The 20,639-nt window shown below is 46.4% G+C and carries 20 protein-coding genes and 1 tRNA gene; 12 read left to right on the top strand and 9 right to left on the bottom strand.

The features are described from left to right. Positions 1–178: 178 nt before the first annotated feature. From O9324_RS17565 to O9324_RS17550, 4 genes are all read left to right on the top strand, one after another. Positions 179–760, top strand: a complete 582-nt coding sequence (locus O9324_RS17565; protein ID WP_002769671.1) for a DUF3727 domain-containing protein — start codon at positions 179–181, stop codon at positions 758–760. A 320-nt stretch (positions 761–1,080) separates the two neighbouring features. Next, positions 1,081–2,082 (top strand): circadian clock protein LdpA, encoded by a 1,002-nt coding sequence (ldpA, locus tag O9324_RS17560; RefSeq protein WP_288140857.1) that lies wholly within the window; start codon positions 1,081–1,083, stop codon positions 2,080–2,082. A 117-nt stretch (positions 2,083–2,199) separates the two neighbouring features. Beyond that, positions 2,200–3,945 (top strand): R3H domain-containing nucleic acid-binding protein, encoded by a 1,746-nt coding sequence (locus O9324_RS17555; RefSeq protein ID WP_502846590.1) that lies wholly within the window; start codon positions 2,200–2,202, stop codon positions 3,943–3,945. Between the two features lie 10 nt (positions 3,946–3,955). After that, positions 3,956–4,444 (top strand): hypothetical protein, encoded by a 489-nt coding sequence (locus O9324_RS17550; protein WP_288140856.1) that lies wholly within the window; start codon positions 3,956–3,958, stop codon positions 4,442–4,444. Between the two features lie 246 nt (positions 4,445–4,690). Here the strand turns inward: O9324_RS17550 and O9324_RS17545 are convergent, their stop codons facing one another. Genes O9324_RS17545 through ndhL form a run of 3 tightly spaced genes read right to left on the bottom strand, consistent with a single transcriptional unit; the run spans position 4,691 to position 5,688 of the window. Further along, entirely contained in the window at positions 4,691–5,119 is a 429-nt protein-coding gene (locus O9324_RS17545) for an ATP-dependent zinc protease family protein (RefSeq protein WP_002769663.1), read from the bottom strand. Between the two features lie 4 nt (positions 5,120–5,123). Continuing rightward, positions 5,124–5,429 (bottom strand): DUF3007 family protein, encoded by a 306-nt coding sequence (locus tag O9324_RS17540; RefSeq protein ID WP_002763321.1) that lies wholly within the window; start codon positions 5,427–5,429, stop codon positions 5,124–5,126. A 19-nt stretch (positions 5,430–5,448) separates the two neighbouring features. Then, positions 5,449–5,688 carry an NAD(P)H-quinone oxidoreductase subunit L gene (gene ndhL / locus O9324_RS17535; protein WP_002732218.1) on the bottom strand — a complete coding sequence of 80 codons (240 nt, stop codon included), beginning with the start codon at positions 5,686–5,688 and terminating at the stop codon, positions 5,449–5,451. A 172-nt stretch (positions 5,689–5,860) separates the two neighbouring features. Between ndhL and O9324_RS17530 the strand changes: the two genes are divergently transcribed. After that, positions 5,861–5,946: transfer RNA gene (locus tag O9324_RS17530), tRNA-Leu, on the top strand. A gap of 42 nt (positions 5,947–5,988) precedes the next feature. Here O9324_RS17530 and O9324_RS17525 read toward each other — a convergent pair. Together O9324_RS17525 and queG are read right to left on the bottom strand one after the other, a co-directional pair. After that, positions 5,989–6,627 (bottom strand): HAD-IA family hydrolase, encoded by a 639-nt coding sequence (locus O9324_RS17525; RefSeq protein ID WP_288140855.1) that lies wholly within the window; start codon positions 6,625–6,627, stop codon positions 5,989–5,991. Continuing rightward, positions 6,617–7,564, bottom strand: a complete 948-nt coding sequence (gene queG / locus O9324_RS17520; RefSeq protein ID WP_288140854.1) for a tRNA epoxyqueuosine(34) reductase QueG — start codon at positions 7,562–7,564, stop codon at positions 6,617–6,619. The genes O9324_RS17525 and queG overlap by 11 nt, the downstream gene beginning before the upstream one ends. Positions 7,565–7,918: 354 nt before the next feature. Between queG and O9324_RS17515 the strand changes: the two genes are divergently transcribed. The 3 genes from O9324_RS17515 to tatA all read left to right on the top strand — a co-directional run bounded on the left by O9324_RS17515 (position 7,919) and on the right by tatA (position 11,184). Further along, positions 7,919–8,596 carry a DUF3782 domain-containing protein gene (locus O9324_RS17515; RefSeq protein ID WP_288140853.1) on the top strand — a complete coding sequence of 226 codons (678 nt, stop codon included), beginning with the start codon at positions 7,919–7,921 and terminating at the stop codon, positions 8,594–8,596. Positions 8,597–9,403: 807 nt separating this feature from the next. Continuing rightward, positions 9,404–10,834 carry a dihydrolipoyl dehydrogenase gene (lpdA, locus tag O9324_RS17510; protein ID WP_272081351.1) on the top strand — a complete coding sequence of 477 codons (1,431 nt, stop codon included), beginning with the start codon at positions 9,404–9,406 and terminating at the stop codon, positions 10,832–10,834. Between the two features lie 173 nt (positions 10,835–11,007). Beyond that, positions 11,008–11,184, top strand: a complete 177-nt coding sequence (tatA, locus tag O9324_RS17505; RefSeq protein ID WP_002733416.1) for a twin-arginine translocase TatA/TatE family subunit — start codon at positions 11,008–11,010, stop codon at positions 11,182–11,184. Positions 11,185–11,414: 230 nt separating this feature from the next. On the opposite strand, the gene O9324_RS17500 is transcribed toward tatA, so the two are convergent. Next, complete coding sequence (locus tag O9324_RS17500) at positions 11,415–12,818, bottom strand: TldD/PmbA family protein (protein ID WP_288140852.1); 1,404 nt, start codon at positions 12,816–12,818, stop codon at positions 11,415–11,417. A 201-nt stretch (positions 12,819–13,019) separates the two neighbouring features. Then, positions 13,020–16,265 carry a carbamoyl-phosphate synthase large subunit gene (gene carB, locus O9324_RS17495; protein WP_288140851.1) on the bottom strand — a complete coding sequence of 1,082 codons (3,246 nt, stop codon included), beginning with the start codon at positions 16,263–16,265 and terminating at the stop codon, positions 13,020–13,022. A gap of 287 nt (positions 16,266–16,552) precedes the next feature. On the opposite strand from carB, the gene O9324_RS17490 reads away from it, so the two are divergent. After that, entirely contained in the window at positions 16,553–17,593 is a 1,041-nt protein-coding gene (locus tag O9324_RS17490) for an adenosine deaminase (protein WP_287627382.1), read from the top strand. 90 nt (positions 17,594–17,683) lie between these two features. Here the strand turns inward: O9324_RS17490 and O9324_RS17485 are convergent, their stop codons facing one another. Continuing rightward, positions 17,684–18,091 (bottom strand): MAPEG family protein, encoded by a 408-nt coding sequence (locus tag O9324_RS17485; protein WP_288140850.1) that lies wholly within the window; start codon positions 18,089–18,091, stop codon positions 17,684–17,686. An 8-nt stretch (positions 18,092–18,099) separates the two neighbouring features. Then, complete coding sequence (locus O9324_RS17480; protein ID WP_002741066.1) at positions 18,100–18,606, bottom strand: hypothetical protein; 507 nt, start codon at positions 18,604–18,606, stop codon at positions 18,100–18,102. Positions 18,607–18,818: 212 nt separating this feature from the next. On the opposite strand from O9324_RS17480, the gene O9324_RS17475 reads away from it, so the two are divergent. From O9324_RS17475 to O9324_RS27540, 3 genes are all read left to right on the top strand, one after another. Then, positions 18,819–20,060 carry a GNAT family N-acetyltransferase gene (locus O9324_RS17475; RefSeq protein WP_288140849.1) on the top strand — a complete coding sequence of 414 codons (1,242 nt, stop codon included), beginning with the start codon at positions 18,819–18,821 and terminating at the stop codon, positions 20,058–20,060. Next, positions 20,060–20,497 (top strand): Holliday junction resolvase RuvX, encoded by a 438-nt coding sequence (gene ruvX, locus O9324_RS17470; RefSeq protein ID WP_287627380.1) that lies wholly within the window; start codon positions 20,060–20,062, stop codon positions 20,495–20,497. The genes O9324_RS17475 and ruvX overlap by 1 nt, the downstream gene beginning before the upstream one ends. Positions 20,498–20,571: 74 nt before the next feature. Then, the coding region (locus tag O9324_RS27540; RefSeq protein ID WP_425589508.1) for a MerR family transcriptional regulator at positions 20,572–20,639 on the top strand (68 nt) is incomplete at its 3' end.

Raw genomic sequence — 20,639 nt, 5'->3', positions numbered from 1 at the left:
GAAATGGGGCGAAAGTCTGTGGACTCTGTGTAAGACAGTACATGGTTTTTTAACTGTGGTATGCGACGGTGGTGGAAGCAGAAACTTAAATCGTGAGGTTTAGGAATCGCCGCACTTTTAGGGCGGCGAGGATGTCAACTCATGATATTCTGATTCAATCAGTAGCGTTTGAGAGCCTATGTCCCCTCAATTTAATTTTCAAGAAAACGAACTCGAAGAAGCGGATATCATAACCCTGTGGGATGAGCAAGGTCGATCGCTAGACTGTTATATTGAGAATGCCTATGAAACCGATGACCTTACCTATATGCTTCTTGTCCCCGTGGATACCCCGGTGATGATTCTAGCTTGGGATGAGGAATCGGAGGAAGAAGAATCTGATGCCTTCTTAATCGAAGATAGCGAGGAAATCGAGCGGATTTTCGCCGATGCTAAGGCAGTTTTAGCAGAATTAGACCTATTGCTCAAACCCACTGCTCACACCTTGACTGTTAGCGGTGAATTGCCTCCCCTAGAAGAAGATAATGTTCTCAGTTTAGAAATCGATAGCGATGAACCTTCCTCGTCATCAGAGCCGGAAGAATTGCAATTTCTCGCCAGTTTCTTTTCCGAAGACCAAAAATACTCGATTTACAGTCCCCTTGCTCCTTTGTTATTCTTAGCCGTCGGTGATGCGGAAGGGAAAGTTGAATTAGTTTCCCCCGATGATGACGGTATGGGACCAATTCTAGAGGAACTTTTGTTTGATGAACTCGATTAATTACACGATCTTACCAAATCCGCCTGGCAAAATTTTTGATCAATCTAGTCACAGTATATCTTTCGGGATTTTATTATCGTCGTGATTAAAACGGATTTGGTATTTTTTTCCCTAAATTAATTACACATTTTCCTAACCACTGACGAACCTATTATCTATCGGATAGGCTGCTAGCCTCTGCTTGCTGGCAAAAGTGAGGGGCAGCCTCAGACAGGCACTAATGCCAAAGGAAGAATTAATAATCAGTCTTTAGTCAGAAGATTTACTATCAGAGCAGCACAAGGCTGACGTTTAGGGGCTGGCTGCGATAGGATAAAAAAGTGCTAGATAAAAACTCCTCTCCCTTCTGGTCCTTAGTTGCGGGTCACTGGTTCAAGCTCATCTGTGGAGCCAGTTACCAGGATTTGCCCACGATTCGCAACCTCGCTTTGACCTATACTATCGCCGGGGCCGATTGTATTGATGTGGCCGCCGACCGAGCCGTGATTGTTGCGGCCCGCGAAGGCATCGAAACCGCCGAAAAAATCGCCGGATTCCCCCCAAATCGACGACCTTGGTTAATGGTCAGTCTCAATGATGGGGAAGATCCCCACTTTCGTAAAGCTATCTTTAACCCGCAACTCTGTCCCGTCGATTGTCCCCGTCCCTGCGAAAAAATCTGTCCCGCTTATGCTATCGATAGGGGAGGAGTGATCGAACAGCGCTGTTATGGTTGCGGTCGCTGCTTACCCGTTTGTCCCCAGCAAATAATCGAGACCAGATCCCGTGTCTGTCAACCCCAAGAAATTATCCCCTTAATTATTGAAATGGGAGTCGATGCGATCGAAATTCATACCCAAGTCGGTCATGGAGAGGAATTTGCTCGACTCTGGCCAGCGATCGCAACTGTAAGTAAAAACCTAAAAATCCTCGCCATAAGTTGCCAAGATCATGAATATATCATTGATTACCTCCACTATCTGCGAGAAACTATTTCACCCCTAAGCTGTCCTCTGATTTGGCAGACGGACGGCCGGCCGATGAGCGGCGATATCGGCAAAGGAACCACCCACCCAGCCATTAACATGGCCAAAAAAGTCCTCTCCGAAAATCTAACCGGATTTGTGCAGTTAGCTGGGGGAACCAATGACCACACCGTGACCAAATTACGGCAACTGGGACTGAGAGAAAAAATCGCTGGTATTGCCTATGGAAGTTACGCCCGTTCATTGATTTTGCCAATTTTAGAGCATTTAGACCAGCCTAACCTTGAAAATGACCCCCAAGCCTACCAAGAAGCCGTTAAAGCCGCTTCTATTCTCGTTGCTCAATTAAAAGCCTAACCTTGGTCAAAAAACTATAATATTTTTTTAATTGACAACTAACCCATAAATGTGTTAGACCCCAAGAAAATCTTGGAAATAAAAACAGCCAATTATCGCCAAAACCTTTTATTATTAATGCCAGAAACCCTACCCTCCTCTCGGATGCCAGTTACCGAAGATTTAAACAAACTCTTGGCAATTCTACCTGTGCGGATTCGCGGCAAAATCGAGGAACACCCGCGGCAGCATCAACTGATCGAAGTAGTTATGGATTTGGGACGCATACCAGAAGCGCGTTTTCCCGATGGGGCGATCGATCTGGGGGACGAACCGATCTCAAAAGAAGAAATCCAGTATTCGATCGCCCGGGTGGGCAGTTTTAGCGGCGATAATCGCGCCGGGATTGAACGAACCCTGCACCGCATCAGTGCCATTCGCAATCGAGACGGGGAAATTATCGGTTTAACCTGTCGTATCGGTCGGGCCGTTTTCGGTACGATCACCCTGATTAACGACCTAGTGGAAACGGGAAAATCCCTGCTGCTGCTCGGTCGTCCGGGGGTGGGGAAAACCACGGCCTTGCGGGAAATAGCCCGAGTTTTAGCCGACGACCTCAATAAACGGGTAGTGATTATCGACACCTCCAACGAAATCGCCGGGGATGGAGATATTCCCCATCCGGCCATCGGTCGCGCTCGTCGGATGCAGGTGGCCCGTCCGGAATTGCAGCATCAAGTCATGATCGAAGCAGTGGAAAACCATATGCCAGAGGTGATCGTGATTGATGAGATCGGTACGGAATTAGAAGCTCTGGCCGCTCGCACGATCGCCGAGCGAGGAGTGCAGTTAGTGGGAACCGCCCACGGCAATCAATTGGAAAATTTAATTAAAAACCCGACTTTATCGGATTTAGTCGGGGGAATTCAGGCAGTAACTCTCGGAGACGAAGAAGCGCGCCGCCGGGGTTCTCAGAAGACCGTTTTAGAACGCAAAGCACCGCCCACCTTTGACATTGCCATCGAAATGTTGGAACGTCAGCGCTGGGTCATCCACGAGGACGTATCTACCACGATCGACCAACTGCTGCGGGGACGGGAAGCAATTGCCCAAATCCGTTGGGTAGATGAGGAGGGGAAAGTACAAGTCGCTCAGGAAGAACCAAAATCGGAAAACCTGACCCCTTTGCGCGGCAATTATCTGCCGGAAATGGATAAACCCAAGGGATGGCGGGCCGATGGCCGGATGACTCCCGTGGCCCGTTTCCCTGCGGGCCCTCTCAACCGGGAAAACGATTTCGATCGCCTCCTCGAACAATCTTGGCTGCAGGAGGAACCGGAAACGGAAAAAGTCCGCGTCCCCGGTCCCAATGGCGAAGATTGGCCGGTTTATGTCTATCCCTACGGAGTCAGTCGCGCCCCGATCGAACAGGTAGTACAGGCCCTAGATTTGCCGATCGTTTTGACCAAAGATTTACAGGGGGCCGATGCGGTGCTGGCCCTGCGTTCCCACGTTAAAAATCAGTCAAAATTGCGGCAAATTGCCAAAGTAAGACAAATTCCCATCCACGGCATCAAATCCAATACCCTGCCCCAAATTTCTCGCGGTTTAAAGCGGATTTTGGGCATTGATGACCCGATGAATCAGGAAGGTGCAGATCTACGTTTATTTGCCCGCAGCGGTAGCGATGACGAGATCGAAGCTTTGGAGGAGGCCCGGTTAGCGGTGGAACAAATCGTTATTCCCACCGGCCAACCGGTGGAGTTACTGCCGCGATCGGCGAAAGTGCGGAAAATGCAGCACGAATTAGTGGAACATTACCGTCTCCAATCCGATAGCTTCGGAGAGGAACCGAATCGCCGTATTCGCATCTATCCAGCTTAGGAGTCGGGAATTGGCAGCGACGCACGCTCATCATTCTAGGTACAGAACGGCGATCGGTGCGGTGGCCGTCCGGATTATCCATCGTCCCCAATCGGCGGCGGAATTGCGCGCCAAAATTCCCCTAGCTGAAAGAATTAAGCTCTGTCTCGATCTGGCTAAGATTAAACTAGCGACCACGATCGATTATCTCGATAGTTATGCCCGTCGGGGCATTCTCTATCCCTATCTTACCCATCCAGAGCCATCGGGTTTTAATTTCTTCAATTGGCTACGGAGGGGGAATAGTCCCACCCCCGGCACTTGGCAGTTGGCAAAGGCCAATTTTTGGGCGGCCGGAGCTTTTGCTGCTTTGTTATGGAAAATTTGCCCGATCGCTGGCCCGATGGACAAAGACGCGCCGGAGATTTTATTCCCCCCTGGGACTTTGATTATGCCTGGCAAAAAAATGCCGCTACGGAAAAGGATTCTTCAGCAGCGGCGATCGCTGTGGCGGGGATGATTCGCTTATTAAAAGCTTTACCCAGCAGTGATCCTAGTTAGGGCTTGCTGAATAAATCTAAAAACCTTGTTGAATAAGACTTTTAGGCTTTTTTTCCCTCAAAAAGTGCCAGCCATTGCGGGGATCGGGGGGAAAATTCCGGGACTTTTTCCCTGAAAATTAGGTAACTGACCACCTCAAAATCGGTAAAACCCTACACCCCCCTGCCCCCACCGAAAAACTTTTTCAGCCAACCCTAAATATAACTTAACTCAGTAAAAAAGACTTATTCGGATGGACAAGAAAGCCTTTTTTCAGCGCTTCTCGTCCTAATAACATCCGAAAACCCATGACATCGCGATTAGTCAAGGTTAATTCGATCGCCCATTGACGACCGCCGAGTAATACACTTGTTCTGATAACGGGACGGAGTTGACTTTGACCACCGGAATTTTTTACCTGTCGCCATTCGAGGATTTCTGCGGTGGTGGTGACAGTGTGGTGACTATCTTTTTGGTAGGGATGAACTTGAAAGCGCAGCCAATTGCGATCACCATCTCGAAAAGGGTAGAGATGAAAAGCGTGTAGGGCCGAGGAGCGAGCGCCTGTATCAATCTTGGCCTTAATTTTGGTAATGCCTAAATCGGGTAAATCGAGCCATTCTCGCCAACCGATGATGATTTTATCGGGTTTCATCCGTCTATTTAGTTTTTTCTTCTTCGATTTCCCGCTGCATTTGGGCGATTTCTTCGGGAGTCATCGCTTCCAGGCGTTTTTTAAAGACGGCATCTTCGTAATCCTTGCGCTGTTTGCCGTAGGTCATATTATCGGTGGCGACTCGAAACAGATAGGTAAAAATCCAACCGATGACACCACCTACCAACACCGCTTGACTCCAAATTCCCGCCGAAGCACTATCTAAACCGGTTTTTTGCAGGATAATGTAGAGGATGCCGCCCATAGCAAACATCCCTATACCGATCCCGATGACATCAATGCGTCTCATGGGTTTTTTTGGTGATAACTTAAGCTTTTAGGGTACGACGTTGGGGACGGAAGTTAAGGAAAGGACTTAACAACAGCATCCCGGGGAAGAAAAAGCTCATCAGAAAGTACATAAACCCTCTTTCCCAAGAAGATGCCACATACCAGCGCGTATTGAGGTAGTAGTAGATAACGGCGGGAATGACGAGCAAATACAAGACACTGAGAGATAGGTAGATCAGGGCGATGATAATGGTTTCTTGCGTCAGAATTGATTGCATAAGGATTGATTTTTATCAATGGCTGTCGGTGAACTGCAATTCACCTGCTGATTATTTTACCCTGTCTTTCCCCCTTTGCGGCGATCGAATTGGCGGACTAAAATAATTTATTGAAAATACTCTTGCCAATTAAATTATTTGTGATATGATAAAAAATTGTCGGTTAAATAACGGGGGCGTGGCGGAATGGTAGACGCTACGGACTTAAAATCCGTTGAGCCTTATAAGCTCGTGAGAGTTCGAGTCTCTCTGCCCCCATCGATCGAAGTCTATCTCTCCCTACCCCCAGAAAAAACTTTTTCAGCCAGCCCTATCTAAAATATCCAATAATTCTAGGGGATGATCAATGAGATGATCGGGGTTAAATTGAGAGAGAATTTGAGGGGAATTAAAGCCCCAAGCGACGGCCACCACTTGCACTCGACTTTTTTGGGCAGCAGTAATATCTCTAGTTTCATCGCCGACATAAATCATTTCATCGGGACAGAATTTATTTTGTCGGATCAGGCGATCAATAATTTTGTGTTTGCCGAATAAAGGCGTTCCCGAACAGATAAAATCAAATAAATTTAAGAGTTGATTATTTGCTAAAAAGATGGTGACGTTTTCTTTGGTATTAGAAGTTATTATTCCCAATCTATAGCCTCTTTCTTTAAGGGTAAGGAGGCAGGGATGCCAGCCATGGAAGGGTTTCAGGCAGTCAATTTGTTTATTTAATTCCCGTTTAACTCGATAGAGTAAAAAAGGGATTTTAACGGGGGAAACTTGGGATTGTTTAATAATTTCTTGGGAACTAAGGTTTTTTAGTCTGGCCAAATCTTCCTCGTTGACGGGTTGATAACCAAAATTTTTAGCCAAACGATTGACAATCTCCACGAAAGTATCGTGGGTATCGGCGATAGTACCATCAAAATCGAACACGACCACTTTAATTGTCATCTTGTGCGGGGTGAGGGGAATGAGCTAAATTAGCCTGGGCATTACGTCGCCACTGCTGGGGTTTGATTCGACGCAGGGCCGACGAGATGAAACGACGATCCCACTCCTCTATAGTTAGATTAGCTAATTCCCCCAACCTTGGCGAGAGGTTTTCGGGACGAGGTTGAAAATCCTCCACGTCGGTAACTTGGGCAAAACGTTGATTCCAAGGACAGACATCTTGACAGATATCGCAGCCGGCTACCCAACCTTGTAAATTCTTGGCAATTTCTGTAGGCAAAGTTACAGCACGATTTTCGATGGTATGGTAAGCAATACAGCGATTAGCATCCACCACATAGGGACTAACTATTGCTTGGGTGGGACAAGCGCTTAAACAACGGCTACAGGTGCCACAATGGGCGCTATGGGGTCGATCGGGTTCTAAAGGTAAATTAGTTAATATTTCCCCTAAAAAGACCCAACTGCCGTAATTGCGGGTAATTAAGTTACCGTTCTTGGCAATCCAGCCGATCCCTGCTCTTTGCGCCCAAACTTTATCCTGTACCGGTCCGGTGTCCACATAGTAACGGGTTTGAATTTGCTCCCCCTGACTTTCTAACCATTGACTGAGGGCTTTTAATTTTTTACTTAATACTTTGTGATAATCTCGTCCCCAAGCATAACGGGAAATTTTGCCGTGGTTTTGTTCCTGACTGTGTTGCTGGGGGGTGTAGTAGTTAAGAGCGAGACATATTAGCGATCGCACTTCTGGCCAAAGAGTTTTGATATCCTGTCGTTTCGGGTTAGTCATCCAATCCATATCAGCGTGATAACCCCGCTCTAACCAGCTTTTTAGATGGGATACCTCCGAGTCTTGGCTGTCCACAGAGGCAATACCGACCCCATGGAAACCTAACTCTAGTGCTTTTTCTTTGATTTGTGTTTCTGTAAGCATAGAAATATCTTAAGTCAAGTATTTGTAATAATTATTTACAATGATCAATTTATTGAGCCAAATCCCAGGCTGAACAGTTAGAAACCATGATCAACGAAGAAACTGTGGTTCCCGTCCCCGCTATATCGTCCTCATACTAAATCCAGTTATTAAAAACTGATTATTTATTCTCCGTTTTGCATGAGTGCATGAGTAGAAAACGGGTTTCTCCGAGAAACCCGTTTTCTGTGCGTTACTCAACGGATTTAGTATAACCATTGACTTGCTGAATTAACACCGGTCCCTAAAATGACTTGTACTTTGCTAGTACAATTATAGTAAGAAGTAAAATAAGAGAGATTAAAACAAATAACCATGTCTCAACCGATTACCATCGAAGATATCTATAAACTTTTTGAGAAAACTAACGAAAAGTTTGAACAATCACGCCAAGAATACGATCGCCGAGCTGCTGAAGCTAAGGCCGAAGCCGATCGCCGGGCCGCTGAAGCCAAGGCCGAAGCCGATCGCCGGGCTGCTGAATACGATCGCCGGGCTGCTGAAGCCAAGGCCGAAGCCGATCGCCGTTTGGCCGAGCTAGAGAAAACAGTGGCCAATACCAGTCGTGCTGTGGATAGTTTAACCACTCGCTGGGGAAGATTCGTCGAGGAATTAGTCGAACCTGCTGTTATTGGCCTATTTCGTAGCAAAGGTATCGATGTTAAAGAAACCTACAGTCGTGCCAGGGTAAAACGGCAAGGAATAGCCATGGAGATTGATATTTTAGCCGTCGATGAAACCGAGGTAGTTTTAGTAGAATGTAAGTCTCGTTTATCAAAAGATGATGTCAATGAGTTTTTAGAAAAATTAAGTCGATTTAAACAAGCATTTCCCCATTATAAAAACTATCAAGCTTACGGTGCAGTGGCGGGAATAGAAATAGATGAAGGAGTAGATCGTTATGCCTATAAACAAGGTTTATTTGTGATTAAACCATCGGGAGAAACGGTAGAAATTATTAATGATTCTGGTTTCGAGCCTAAATTATGGTAGGAGAAAGATGTTCCCCTCCTCTGGCAAAGTGTTGACAGCAGGTTTAATTTTTCCAACCTATGACTAGACTAACTTATGGATACGATGCAGAATTAGTATTCATATCTTGGTTAAGTAACATCTTGCATAAGTAGGGAGGCACAATTATTTGTAGGGCGTTGGGTTTCATGCTTCAACCCAACCTACGTTCTAGCCTAAATTATGGTAAGAGAAAGATGGTTCCTTCATCTGGCAAAGTGTTGGCAGCAGGTCTAATTTTTCCAACCTATGACTAGACTAACTTATGGATACGATGCAGAATTAGTATTCATATCTTGAACGGCAAAAATAAGGATTAAATAGGGTTTGCGGCAAAAAGTACGGGCGAAGCATTCGGATAGAAAATCTACGGATTCACCGATAGGTTATTACCCGAATGCTTCGCCCCTACAGGACTCGGGCTGATGAAGACGCAAGGTTTTGAACGACGTTCTCTCAGAATCTTGCACCTGTTTCGCGAGAAAAGCCATAAAACTCTTACCTTGCCTACATTTCACATTTATTCAGCCAGCCCTAAATAGTATAAAATCTGTGAATAGAGCATTGTAAATTCTCCTGACTACTGACGACCGACTCTTAACCCTAACAACAATTTTTGATTTTTACCAGAGGTCTAGTAACGTCTTGTCCTAAAATTCCCAACACCCAGTTTCAATGCACAAGAGCCTGATGGCTAAAAACTGGCTCCAGTTTTTGACCGAGATAGCACAGCTTGATCGCAGTGGATCGTAAAATGAGATAATGCTAACTTTGAGAGTCAGAGAGACTATGAGTGAATTCGACTACGATTTAATTATTATCGGTGCTGGAGTTGGTGGCCACGGAGCAGCCCTACACGCGGTCAAATGTGGGCTAAAAACAGCTATTATCGAAGCCAAAGATATGGGAGGAACCTGTGTTAATCGCGGTTGTATTCCCTCTAAAGCTTTACTGGCAGCCTCGGGACGAGTGCGCGAATTGGCCGATAGTGACCATCTGAAAAGTCTAGGTATTGCCATCGCTGGCGTTAATTTTGACCGTCCGACAATTGCCGATCATGCTAACAACCTTGTCAGTAAAATTAGAGGCGATCTCACTAATAGTCTTAAACGTCTCAAGGTTGATACTATCCACGGTTGGGGAAAAATCGCCGGCCCGCAAAAAGTTAGCGTCATCGGGGATAGTGGCGAAAAAATCTACACTGCTAAGGATATTATGCTCTGTCCGGGGTCGGTTCCCTTTGTCCCACCGGGGATCGAGATCGATCATAAAACGGTTTTTACCAGCGATGAGGCCGTTAGATTAGAAACTTTACCCAAGTGGATTGCAATTATCGGTAGTGGTTATATCGGTCTGGAATTTTCGGATATATACACCGCTTTGGGTTGTGAAGTGACGATGATTGAAGCTTTAGATAGTCTCATGCCGGGATTTGACCCAGAAATCTCGAAAATCGCCGAAAGAGTTTTGATTAAACCTAGAGACATCGAGACTTATGTGGGAGTTTTGGCAAAAAGTATTAAACCGGGGAATCCTGTGGCCATTGAACTGGTGGACGCAAAAAGCAAAGAAGCGATCGAAATTTTAGAGGTAGATGCTTGTTTAGTCGCTACAGGAAGAATCCCAGCGACCAAGAATCTCGGATTGGAATTTGTCGGGGTAGAACTGGATAAACGCGGTTTTATTGCCGTTAATGACAAAATGCAGGTAATTCAGGACGGTGAACCGATTCCCCATCTCTGGGCCGTGGGCGATGCTACGGGTAAAATGATGTTAGCTCACGCTGCTTCGGGTCAAGGGGTAATAGCCATTGAAAATATCTGTAATCGCCCAAAAACCATCGATTATCGCAGTATTCCCGCCGCCGCTTTTACCCACCCCGAAATTAGTTATGTGGGTTTAACGGAACCGCAAGCAGAAGTTTTGGCACAGGAAGAAGGGTATAAGGTCGCTGCTGTCAAGACCTATTTTAAGGGAAATTCCAAAGCTTTAGCGGAAGGAGAAACGGAAGGCATCGCTAAAGTCGTTTATCGTCAGGATACGGGGGAATTACTCGGTGTTCATATTATCGGTATCCACGCATCGGATTTAATTCAAGAAGCGGCCAATGCGATCGCTGAACGTAAATCTGTCCATGAACTCGCTTTCCGCATCCACACCCATCCAACTCTCTCAGAAGTCCTCGACGAAGCTTACAAACGCGCAGAAGTGGCAGCATAGAGTCAGTTATCAGTTATCAGTTATCAGTTATCAGTTATCAGTGATCAGTTATCAGCTTCTGAAGGCAAGAGGTAACAGGCACTCGTGCAAAAGACAGAATCTAGCAATTCTCCAAGTTTCCGACTCCTAAATTCTGACTCCTTTCTCTTTTTTTACTTTTTACTTTCAAGATTATGTTTGGATTAGGTTGGCCAGAAATAGTAATTATTGCTGTGGTTGTTCTCCTGATATTTGGACCGAAAAAAATACCCGAATTTGGAGCAGCTTTGGGGAAAACTTTACGGGGATTTAAAGAAGAAATCAATCAAGATGAGCAAGAAATTGAAGACAGTGACGAGAAGATGAGATAAATTTCGCCCGTATGAAACTCCGCTATATCAGTTATTAGTTATCAGTTATCAGTTATCAGTTATCAGTTATCAGTTATTCGTATTATAGCGGTTCTCGCATCTGTGCGGCACACTTAAACCTTTGCTGATTAAGCTGTTCAGGATCGAGAATGTACCTCTTGTGAATCAGAAACGCTATAAATAGTAGTTTCCCACTGTCTTTTCACTGATCACTGATCACTGATTACTGATCACTGAATATCTGCTTCTCCCCCCACCACCACATCGCGGATGCGGAGACTGGGGCCACCGCAGCCGACGGGTAAACCACTTTGACCCCCTTTTCCGCAGCCTCCCGACTCATCCCAGTGGAAATCATCACCAATTGCCTCAATATTGGCTAGGGTTTTAAAGACATTACCGGAGAGAGTCACATCTTTAACCGGTTCAGCAATTTCTCCATTGCGAATCATCCAAGCTTCCCCGGCGCTAAAAGTGAACATTTCGCCGTTAGTCATGCCTCCCTGCCAATTTTGGGCATAAACTCCCGTTTTTATCCCCGAGAATAACTCTTTAACCGCAGTGGTTCCCCGTTCAATCCAAGTGTTGGTCATGCGGACAATGGGCGGATAATGATAATTGAGACAACGGGCGTTACCGGTCGGTTTTTCGCCTAATTTGCCCGCCGTTTCCCGCGAATGCAGTCTTCCCACCAAAACCCCATCTTTAATTAACTGAGTCGTGGTCGCAGGGGTTCCCTCATCGTCATAAAAATAACTGCCCCGATGACCTTCTGGACCTGCTCCGTCAAAGATTTGCAGGTTATCCGGTCCAAAACGTTTGCCCATACTCATCACCTCCAAAAGGTCGGGATTTTCGTACAACATATCTGCCTCGGAAAGGTGGCCAAAAGCCTCATGGACGAACAGACCGGTTAAAATGGGATCGATGACGACGGTGTAGGTATCGCCCTTGACAGGGGGCAAAACTAGGGCTTGTACTGCACGTTTAGCCGACCCTTGCACCTGTTCTTCTAAATTGATCAGATCCTCGAAAGCTTTTCGGGAACCGGTGGTTTCCCGGCCCGTTTGCACGCTGTCCCCATCCCTAGCGGTGGCCGAAAAACGCATTTCTACGTCTGACCATTTTTGTTCGATTAAAGTCCCGTCAGAAGTGGCTAAAAGAATATGTTGACTACTATCGCTATAACGGACGGAAGTGGTGGCAATACTGGCATGGTGTTGACGCAATAGGTTATTATAGCGATCGCAGAGGGCTTTTTTATCAGCTAATGGCACTAAACGCGGGTCTGTTCCCGTTAAAGGCAATTCACAGGAGATAATTACAGGTTCTACCGGAGCAATCAGGGTTTCTTCTTCCCCAATTAAACGGGCAGCAGCGATCGCATCTTCTAATCGTTCCTGTAAACTGGATAATTGATTAAAGCTGGCAAATCCCCAACCTCCTTTATAACAAGCGCGTACCTGACCACCGATAGCAATACCTTCGCTGAGGGTTTCCACTCGTTCGGAACGCAGTAGAATATTTGTCCCCCGCGCTTCTTCCAGACGAATTGTCAGGAAATCGACGCGGTTTTGATAACGGTTAATCAGTTCACTAATTAGGTTTTTATAGTCGTTTAGAGTATCGGTCATAGGAATTATGAATTATGAATTATGAATTGGGGTGATGGGAGATTTTTTGCTGTGATCAGTAAACTGTAATCAGTGAACTGATAATAGGGAGGCACAATTATTTGTAGGATGGGTTAGCGGTAGCGTAACATGAGCGGGCGTTGGGTTTCATGCTTCAACCCAACCTACGTTCATCTGATAACTGATAACTGATAACTGAAATTAGGCGAGATAATCCTGTAAAGCTTTCACCTCTAAAGGTTGGGATTGCAGGGATTTTAAGGCCGCTACCGTCGCTTTTGCCCCGGCGATAGTGGTGATAATTGGTAACTTATAATCGAGGGCAGTACGGCGAATTTTTCGGCCATCGTTTTGGGATTCTTCACCACTGGGAGTATTGACAATAAACTGAATCCAGTCATTTTTGATCCAATCGACAACGTCGGGACGGCCTTCGTGAATCTTTAGCACTAAATCGATATTTTCGCAACCGTTTTCTAACAAAACTTTACGAGTTCCGGAAGTGGCGACGACGCGAAAACCGAGGGATTGCAGATCCTTAACCACGGGAACCATGGGGGTTTTATCGCGATCGTTCATCGAGACAAAAACCGTCCCACTGGTGGCTAAAATCACGCCGGCGGCCATTTCTGCTTTAGCGAAAGCTTTGCCAAAATCGCTGTCAATCCCCATTACTTCGCCTGTAGAACGCATTTCTGGTCCCAGGAGAGTATCAGCACCGGGGAACTTCTGGAAGGGTAAAACCGCTTCTTTCACGGCAATATGACGGGGAATTGCTTCGCTGGTGATGCCCAATTCTGCTAGGGTTTTGCCCGACATGACGAGGGAGGCAACTTTTGCTAAAGGAACTCCCGTTGCTTTGGAAACGTAGGGAACAGTACGACTAGCGCGGGGATTCGCTTCTAAGATATAAACTGTCTCCCCCTGTACCGCATACTGGATATTCATCAAACCGATTACTTTTAAAGCTTTCGCTAGTTCCACCGTCCATTGTCGAATTGTGGTTAAAACTGAGTCAGGAAGGGACGTATGGGGGATAGAACAAGCAGAATCGCCCGAATGTACGCCCGCTTGTTCGATATGTTCCATTAATCCCCCGATAACTACTGTTCCCGTGGCATCTGAGAGGGCATCCACATCCACTTCGATGGCATTTTCGAGGAATTTATCGATTAAAATCGGGTGATCCGGTTCTATCTGTACCGCATACTTCATATAGCGTTCCAATTCGCTATCGGAATAGACGATTTCCATTGCCCGACCGCCCAAAACATAGGACGGACGTACTACCACAGGATAACCGATGCGTTTAGCCACTGCTTGGGATTCTTGGAAACTGCGGGCAATACCGTTGGGGGGTTGTCGGATATCTAATTCTCGGAGGATTTTTTCAAACCGTTCCCGATCTTCGGCAGTATCGATCGAATCGGGTGAAGTTCCCCAAATTTTGGTATTTACGGGACAATTAGGCGATTCTAGATATCTTTGCAGGGGAAGGGCTAGTTTTAAGGGAGTTTGCCCACCGAATTGAATAATTAAACCCTCTGGTTGTTCCGCTTCGATGATATTTAAGACATCCTCTTTGGTCAGGGGTTCAAAGTAAAGGCGATCGCTGGTATCGTAATCGGTGGAGACAGTTTCCGGGTTAGAGTTGACCATAATCGTCTCAAAACCGGCTTGACTGAGGGAAAAAGCGGCATGACAACAACAGTAGTCAAATTCTATCCCTTGGCCGATGCGATTGGGGCCACCACCGAGGATCATGACTTTGCGTTTATCGGAGGGTAAAACTTCCGATTCTACCTGTTCGTAGGTGGAATAATAGTAGGGTGTCAGAGCCTCAAATTCTGCCGCGCAGGTATCCACCATTTTATAAACGGGAACAATACCTAAACCCTTGCGATAACTTCTCACTTCGTCCTCGCTGCTGTTGGTGGCGAAGGCGATTTGGCGATCACTAAAACCCTGTTGTTTAATAGCGAATAAGTCCTCTTTGCTGAGACTTTTCAGGGGAGTTCGTTTGAGGAACTTCTCGGTTTCCATCAAATCTGCCAATTTATCGAGGAACCAGGGATCGATCCCGGTTAGTTCGTGGATTTCCGACCCATTCATGCCCAATTTAAAAGCATGGTAGATACTATAAACCCGTTCGGGGTTAGGTGTCCGCAAACTGGCCCGGACTTCCGAGAGGGGGGGGAGAGTTTCGACTTTATCGCAACCAAAGCCAAAACGCCCCGTTTCTAGGGAGCGGAGAGCTTTTTGAAAGGATTCTTGGAAAGTTCGACCGATAGCCATAGCTTCCCCGACGGATTTCATCTGGGTGGTTAGAATCGGTTGGGAGCCGGGGAATTTCTCGAAGGCAAAGCGAGGAATTTTGGTGACGACGTAATCGATAGTCGGTTCAAAGGAAGCTGGGGTTTTTTTGGTGATATCGTTGGGAATTTCGTCTAAAGTGTAGCCTACTGCTAGTTTAGCGGCAAATTTAGCGATCGGGAATCCCGTGGCTTTTGATGCTAGGGCCGAAGAACGGGATACCCGGGGATTCATCTCAATCACGATTACGTCGCCGTTAGTGGGATTAACGGAGAATTGGATGTTTGATCCGCCGGTTTCTACGCCAATTTCCCGAATAATTGCCTTAGAATAGTCCCGGAGGCGTTGGTATTCTTTATCGGTTAGGGTTTGGGCGGGCGCAACCGTAATCGAGTCGCCGGTATGAACCCCCATAGCGTCAAAGTTTTCGATCGAACAGATGATCACCACGTTATCGGCTAGATCGCGCATTACCTCTAATTCGTATTCTTTCCAGCCAATTAGGGATTTTTCGACGAGAATTTGCGATGTAGGCGAACAATCTAGCCCATACTCGGCCATCGGTTCAAATTCTTCTTGGTTATAGGCAATACCGCCCCCCGTTCCCCCTAAAGTGAAGGCCGGCCGGATAATGAGAGGATAGGAACCGATCTGATGACCGATCGCTTTTGCCTCCTCTAAATTGTTGGCAATCCCCGAAGGACAGACGGGAACACCGATTTTCTCCATTGCTTTTTTGAATAGTTCCCTATCTTCGGCTTTTTCAATAGCGGGAAGTTTTGCCCCGATCAGTTCCACGTTATATTTTTCTAAAACGCCGCTTTTAGCCAAAGCTACGGCGGTATTGAGGGCAGTTTGACCACCCATAGTCGGGAGAATCGCATCGGGGCGTTCTTTCTCGATAATTTTCTCGACAATTTCCGGCAGAATTGGTTCAATGTAGGTGCGATCGGCCATTTCTGGATCGGTCATGATCGAGGCGGGGTTAGAATTGACTAAAATTACCTCATAACCTTCTTCTCGCAGAGCTTTACAGGCTTGAGTTCCCGAATAGTCGAATTCACAGGCTTGTCCGATGACAATCGGGCCAGCGCCCAAGATTAGGATTTTTTGTAAGTCATCACGGCGTGGCATAGGCTTAGGGTTGCTTGAGGATAAACCCCAATCATTGTATATGTTGTCACCCTCGATCCCGCAAAGCTTTATTTAGGTTTAATGACCTTATTCTAGCTGTCAGCCTTGAATCAGTGATTGGTGATCAGATCTGAGCCTTGTACTAGCGACTGTTCACTATCTCCCCGCTCCCCAACACCCAACCGATCACCGAATAGGTACTAATAATATTTGGCAACAATTGTCAAACAATTGTAAAACTTCGTTATATTTAAGGAACATTTGAGAGACTAAGGAGCAGCGGAGTTGTGGCTTTATACGCGGATTTGCATCGGCATTTAGGGGGATCGGTAGTACCGAGAATTCTCTGGCGCTACTTTCACAGACATGAGCGGGATTTAGCGGCCAAATTCCCGGAATACCCCGCTTTTGAGGAATTTTACACCCGCAAACGCAATAGTTTAGATGAGTATTTGGAATTACACACCCTCGTCGAAAGTGTTCAAACCGCCCAAACTTTGCCCTATTTTATCTATCGTCTGATTCGCGGCGCTTACATCTTCGAGAATCTTGCCTATTTAGAATTGCGCTATACTCCCTACTATCGCACCGACGAACATTTGAACCAAACAGAGCGAATCGAGCAAATGCGCTCGATTGTCGAAATCGTCGGTCAAGCCTCGAAAATGAGCGAATATCCGATTATTACCAGTCAAATTCTCTGTATGCACTCGCGACTTCCCTACGAAGTCAACAAAGCGATCGTTGATCTGGCCCTAGGGATGAGAGAATACGTCTGTGCGATCGATATTGCTGGGGGTGATTCCCACTACCAAACTCGACTAGAGGAATTTGCCGGTTTATACAGTTATGCCCAAGAAGAGGGTTTAAATACCACGGGCCATCTTTACGAAACAAAGGACGGTTGTTATCCCCAATTACTGCCCTATCTGCAAAGAATTGGTCACGGTATTCAAATTCCCCTACGATATCCAGAACTGCTGCCGGAAGTTGCCCGTCGTCATCAATGTTTAGAAGTCTGTCCCACCACCTATTTAAAAACTGGCACCCTTGAGAGTTTATCGCAATTAAAGATAGTCTTCGATCGCTGTTTTGAAGCAGGGGTTGATATTGCTATCTGTACCGATAATGCCGGTTTACACAATGTCCGGCTCCCCTTCGAGTACGAGAATTTACTCACCCTGGACGTGATCGATTTTCGACAATTACAAGCTTGTCAAGATGCGGCTTTTCGCCATGCTTTTGCTTGGCCCTATAGTCAAAAACCCGCCTCACTTTTAACCGGTTTGTTATCAGTGGATAATCCCAAATTACCGGTTTATCACTAACAAAATTAACCTTAGTTCGGGTTAGGCAAATTCTTTACCGCTCCCGAACTATAGCGTTTTTCCACTCTCCTGCATCCGGTTTGGGTAATTCTACTGAATCTTGATTAAACTCAACCCAAAGAGAGTATAAGTACAGAGGGAACCAAGGCCGAACATCAGGGAACGAGCGATCGGGACATTAGTGATATAAAAAAGGGAGAATAAAAGCCGGAGGATCACGAAAGCGATCGCACAGTTAGCGGCCAGGGATGAGGAGACTCCTGTAACGTAGGCCATGAGAGCGGCGGCACTATAGATCATAAAGGTTTCAAAACCATTTTGATGGGACCAAGTTGCTCGTTTAGCGTAGTCTGGGAGTTGGTCGAACATAGCCCGGGGAGCGGAGGTATCGTAACCTACCTTAGCTCTAGCGTAGGCCACCAGCAGAAAAGGTAGATATACAGAGATAGCGGCAGCCACTATTGAATAGAGAAGAATGGCACTGACGGAGAGATTCATCGCTGAATTTAGTCAAAATAAAATAGGGTAACTAGCTTGCGTTGATCTTCCGCTTCCGCGCAGGTTTGCAAAAGGGTTTGACTGTCGTGGAAAGCAAAACAGATTAACTGTTGACAACGATTGATAATCTCCCGATTACAGAGGCTGCTGGCTTCCCCTAGGGATAGATGGTCATTTTCGGGACATTCCACCAGATGGATAACCTGCTGAAGTTGTTCTTGGGATTCCAGGGGCTGGCGATCGAGACTTTGGGGTAAGATCACGGTTAACAGATTAGGATCTGCCCGCATTGCCCCCTTAATGACGGCGGAATTGGTTCCCGTCGCCCCGGAGGTCATAATCCGATTGCCCGCCAGCACGAGGGCATAGGCCATCATTTCGATCAATTGCTGGTGTGTGATGGGAACGTGACGGGAACCCAATAAAGCGACGCGCTTAGAACCGGTCTGCTGAATGGCGGCTAGTTCTTGAGCTAGAGTGTCTAGGGTGTTAGTGGTATCTACAGATTGACTCAAAGACTTTTACTGCAAATTCGGACTGATTAACCGTCCGTTATTGTAGCATCGAATTGTCATAATCGGAAATTTGGCCCAAAAAACCCCAGCTACCGATCGAGGTGTCCTTTCTGTGGTGGTCCCCTATGATCCCTCAGAAATTGTTATTGGTGGGGAAGTGCCTCTAGATTCTGCGGTAAGATAGCTGCATAGACGATATTTACCCCAGAGCCATGACCACTTCTCCTGTTCCCCAAGGGGACGATTTTAGCGATCGCCCAATCCGTCCCGTACAGTATCGGGATTTGGAAGACATTGAAGCTTTAACCCTGGATGACTTCGATGAGGATATTGATCGTCGCGCCCAAAATTTCCGCACCCAGGTGCAGCAGGTGCGGCCTTGGTTTGGGTTGTTTAAAATTCTCAGTTTTTTTCCCAATCCTCTCCAACACCGTTTTCATGTCTATGTGGCTGAGGCCATGGCCAATCGGGGAGAAGAAGGGAAAATTCGCGGGGCAATCCAAGTCACCCCTTTTAATAGTAGTCGCAGCACTTGGCGGGTGGAACAGGTGCGGGTGCATCCAGGGGAGTCTTTAAGCGAACCCAAGGGCATCGGGGCGCAATTACTGCGTTATTGTCTAGAAACGGTTTGGGAAGCGCGCACCTGGGTGTTAGAGGTTAATATCAATCAAAAGGACAGTTTGGCACTTTTTCGGCAACACGGTTTTCAGCCTTTGGCAGAATTAACCTATTGGTCTTTACCGCCGCAATTATTACAGGAATTGAGCAAACAAGAGGCAGATTTACCGAATTTACTGCCTGTGAGCAATGCTGACGCTCAATTACTTTATCAGTTAGATTGTGTGTCTATGCCGCCGTTATTGCGTCAGGTATTTGATCGCCATATCCAGGATTTTAAAATCAATTTAGTTGATAGTTTGTTCGGTCGCTGTCAAAGTTGGTGCGGCGGTCCGCAAATTAGTCGCGGTTACGTTTTTGAACCACAACGAAAAGCGGCGATCGGTTATTTTGAATTAATTCTATCTAATCGGGATGAGCGACCCCATCAAGCGAAATTAATTGTCCATCCTGCCTACACTTGGCTCTATCCTAAGTTGTTAATTCAGATGGCCCAGATCACTCGCAAGTATCCCCCTCGATCGCTAGAGTTGATATCGGCTGATTATCAGCACGAAAGACGGGAATATCTGGAACAATTGGGAGCAATCCGCAGTTCCCACACCCTGATGATGTCGCGCTCGGTATGGCACAAAATCCGCGAAACTAAGCCGGAAAATTCCGCCTTAGCAGAAATGCTGCAGGGTTTACAACCGGTGCCGCGAACTCCCATCCCTAGTCGGATGTCTTGGTTAAAATGGCCCAATAATCCCCCCCTAGACTCCCTCGACAGTCCGGGAGAACTTCCCCCAGTTAAACCCCCCTCGGAACCCCCCGATCAGGGACATCCAGTGTGATGGAAAGAGTCGCCGCCTTGGGCTTAGATATCGGCAAAAAACGGGTAGGAGTGGCAGGATGTGACGGCACAGGTTTAATCGCCACCGGTTTAACCACGATTATCCGTTCTTCCTTTGTTGCCGATATAGCACAGTTTGAGGTAATTGTCAAGGAAAGAAATATTAAGATTTTGGTAGCGGGACTGCCCTATACCATGGCGGGAGAGTTAGGATTTCAGGCCAAACAGGTACAAAAATACGCCCAGAAACTAGAGATCGCCTTGGATTTGCCCCTCGAATACATTGATGAGCGTTGCACGTCCCTAGAGGCGGAAGAATTCTTAAAAGCCAAAAAACAGTTTTCCTCTTGGGATAAGGGAGCGATCGATCGGGAAGCGGCGGCGATTATTTTACAACAATGGCTCGATCGCCGACGGCGAGTTAATACTGTTGTTTGAGGGGTTAAATACAGAAGCCAAAAACCTAACTAATATTATCCAAAATTACTCATGACTTGTGCTATAATCGTTCTATGAGTAAGTTAACCATATCGGAAGCCGCTAAATTGAAAGGTGTAAGCGTATCGACGTTAAGGCGTTG

The sequence above is a fragment of the Microcystis sp. LE19-84.1B genome (assembly GCF_027531875.1).
Lineage (GTDB): Bacteria > Cyanobacteriota > Cyanobacteriia > Cyanobacteriales > Microcystaceae > Microcystis > Microcystis panniformis.
Note: the sequence above shows the minus strand (reverse complement) of the source record. Positions and strands in the feature narration are given on the sequence as shown.

Excerpts from the sequence above, each read along its gene's own strand:
- O9324_RS17545 (WP_002769663.1), bottom strand. The coding sequence starts at position 5,119 with ATGAAACCCGATAAAATCATCATCGGTTGGCGAGAATGGCTCGATTTA.
- tatA (WP_002733416.1), top strand. The coding sequence starts at position 11,008 with ATGTTTGGATTAGGTTGGCCAGAAATAGTAATTATTGCTGTGGTTGTT.
- O9324_RS17540 (WP_002763321.1), bottom strand. The coding sequence starts at position 5,429 with ATGAGACGCATTGATGTCATCGGGATCGGTATAGGGATGTTTGCTATG.
- O9324_RS17555 (WP_502846590.1), top strand. The coding sequence starts at position 2,200 with ATGCCAGAAACCCTACCCTCCTCTCGGATGCCAGTTACCGAAGATTTA.
- O9324_RS17485 (WP_288140850.1), bottom strand. The coding sequence starts at position 18,091 with ATGAATCTCTCCGTCAGTGCCATTCTTCTCTATTCAATAGTGGCTGCC.
- queG (WP_288140854.1), bottom strand. The coding sequence starts at position 7,564 with ATGCTTACAGAAACACAAATCAAAGAAAAAGCACTAGAGTTAGGTTTC.
- O9324_RS17475 (WP_288140849.1), top strand. The coding sequence starts at position 18,819 with ATGACCACTTCTCCTGTTCCCCAAGGGGACGATTTTAGCGATCGCCCA.
- ndhL (WP_002732218.1), bottom strand. The coding sequence starts at position 5,688 with ATGCAATCAATTCTGACGCAAGAAACCATTATCATCGCCCTGATCTAC.
- lpdA (WP_272081351.1), top strand. The coding sequence starts at position 9,404 with ATGAGTGAATTCGACTACGATTTAATTATTATCGGTGCTGGAGTTGGT.
- ruvX (WP_287627380.1), top strand. The coding sequence starts at position 20,060 with ATGGAAAGAGTCGCCGCCTTGGGCTTAGATATCGGCAAAAAACGGGTA.
- carB (WP_288140851.1), bottom strand. The coding sequence starts at position 16,265 with ATGCCACGCCGTGATGACTTACAAAAAATCCTAATCTTGGGCGCTGGC.
- O9324_RS17500 (WP_288140852.1), bottom strand. The coding sequence starts at position 12,818 with ATGACCGATACTCTAAACGACTATAAAAACCTAATTAGTGAACTGATT.
- O9324_RS17565 (WP_002769671.1), top strand. The coding sequence starts at position 179 with ATGTCCCCTCAATTTAATTTTCAAGAAAACGAACTCGAAGAAGCGGAT.
- O9324_RS17515 (WP_288140853.1), top strand. The coding sequence starts at position 7,919 with ATGTCTCAACCGATTACCATCGAAGATATCTATAAACTTTTTGAGAAA.
- O9324_RS17525 (WP_288140855.1), bottom strand. The coding sequence starts at position 6,627 with ATGACAATTAAAGTGGTCGTGTTCGATTTTGATGGTACTATCGCCGAT.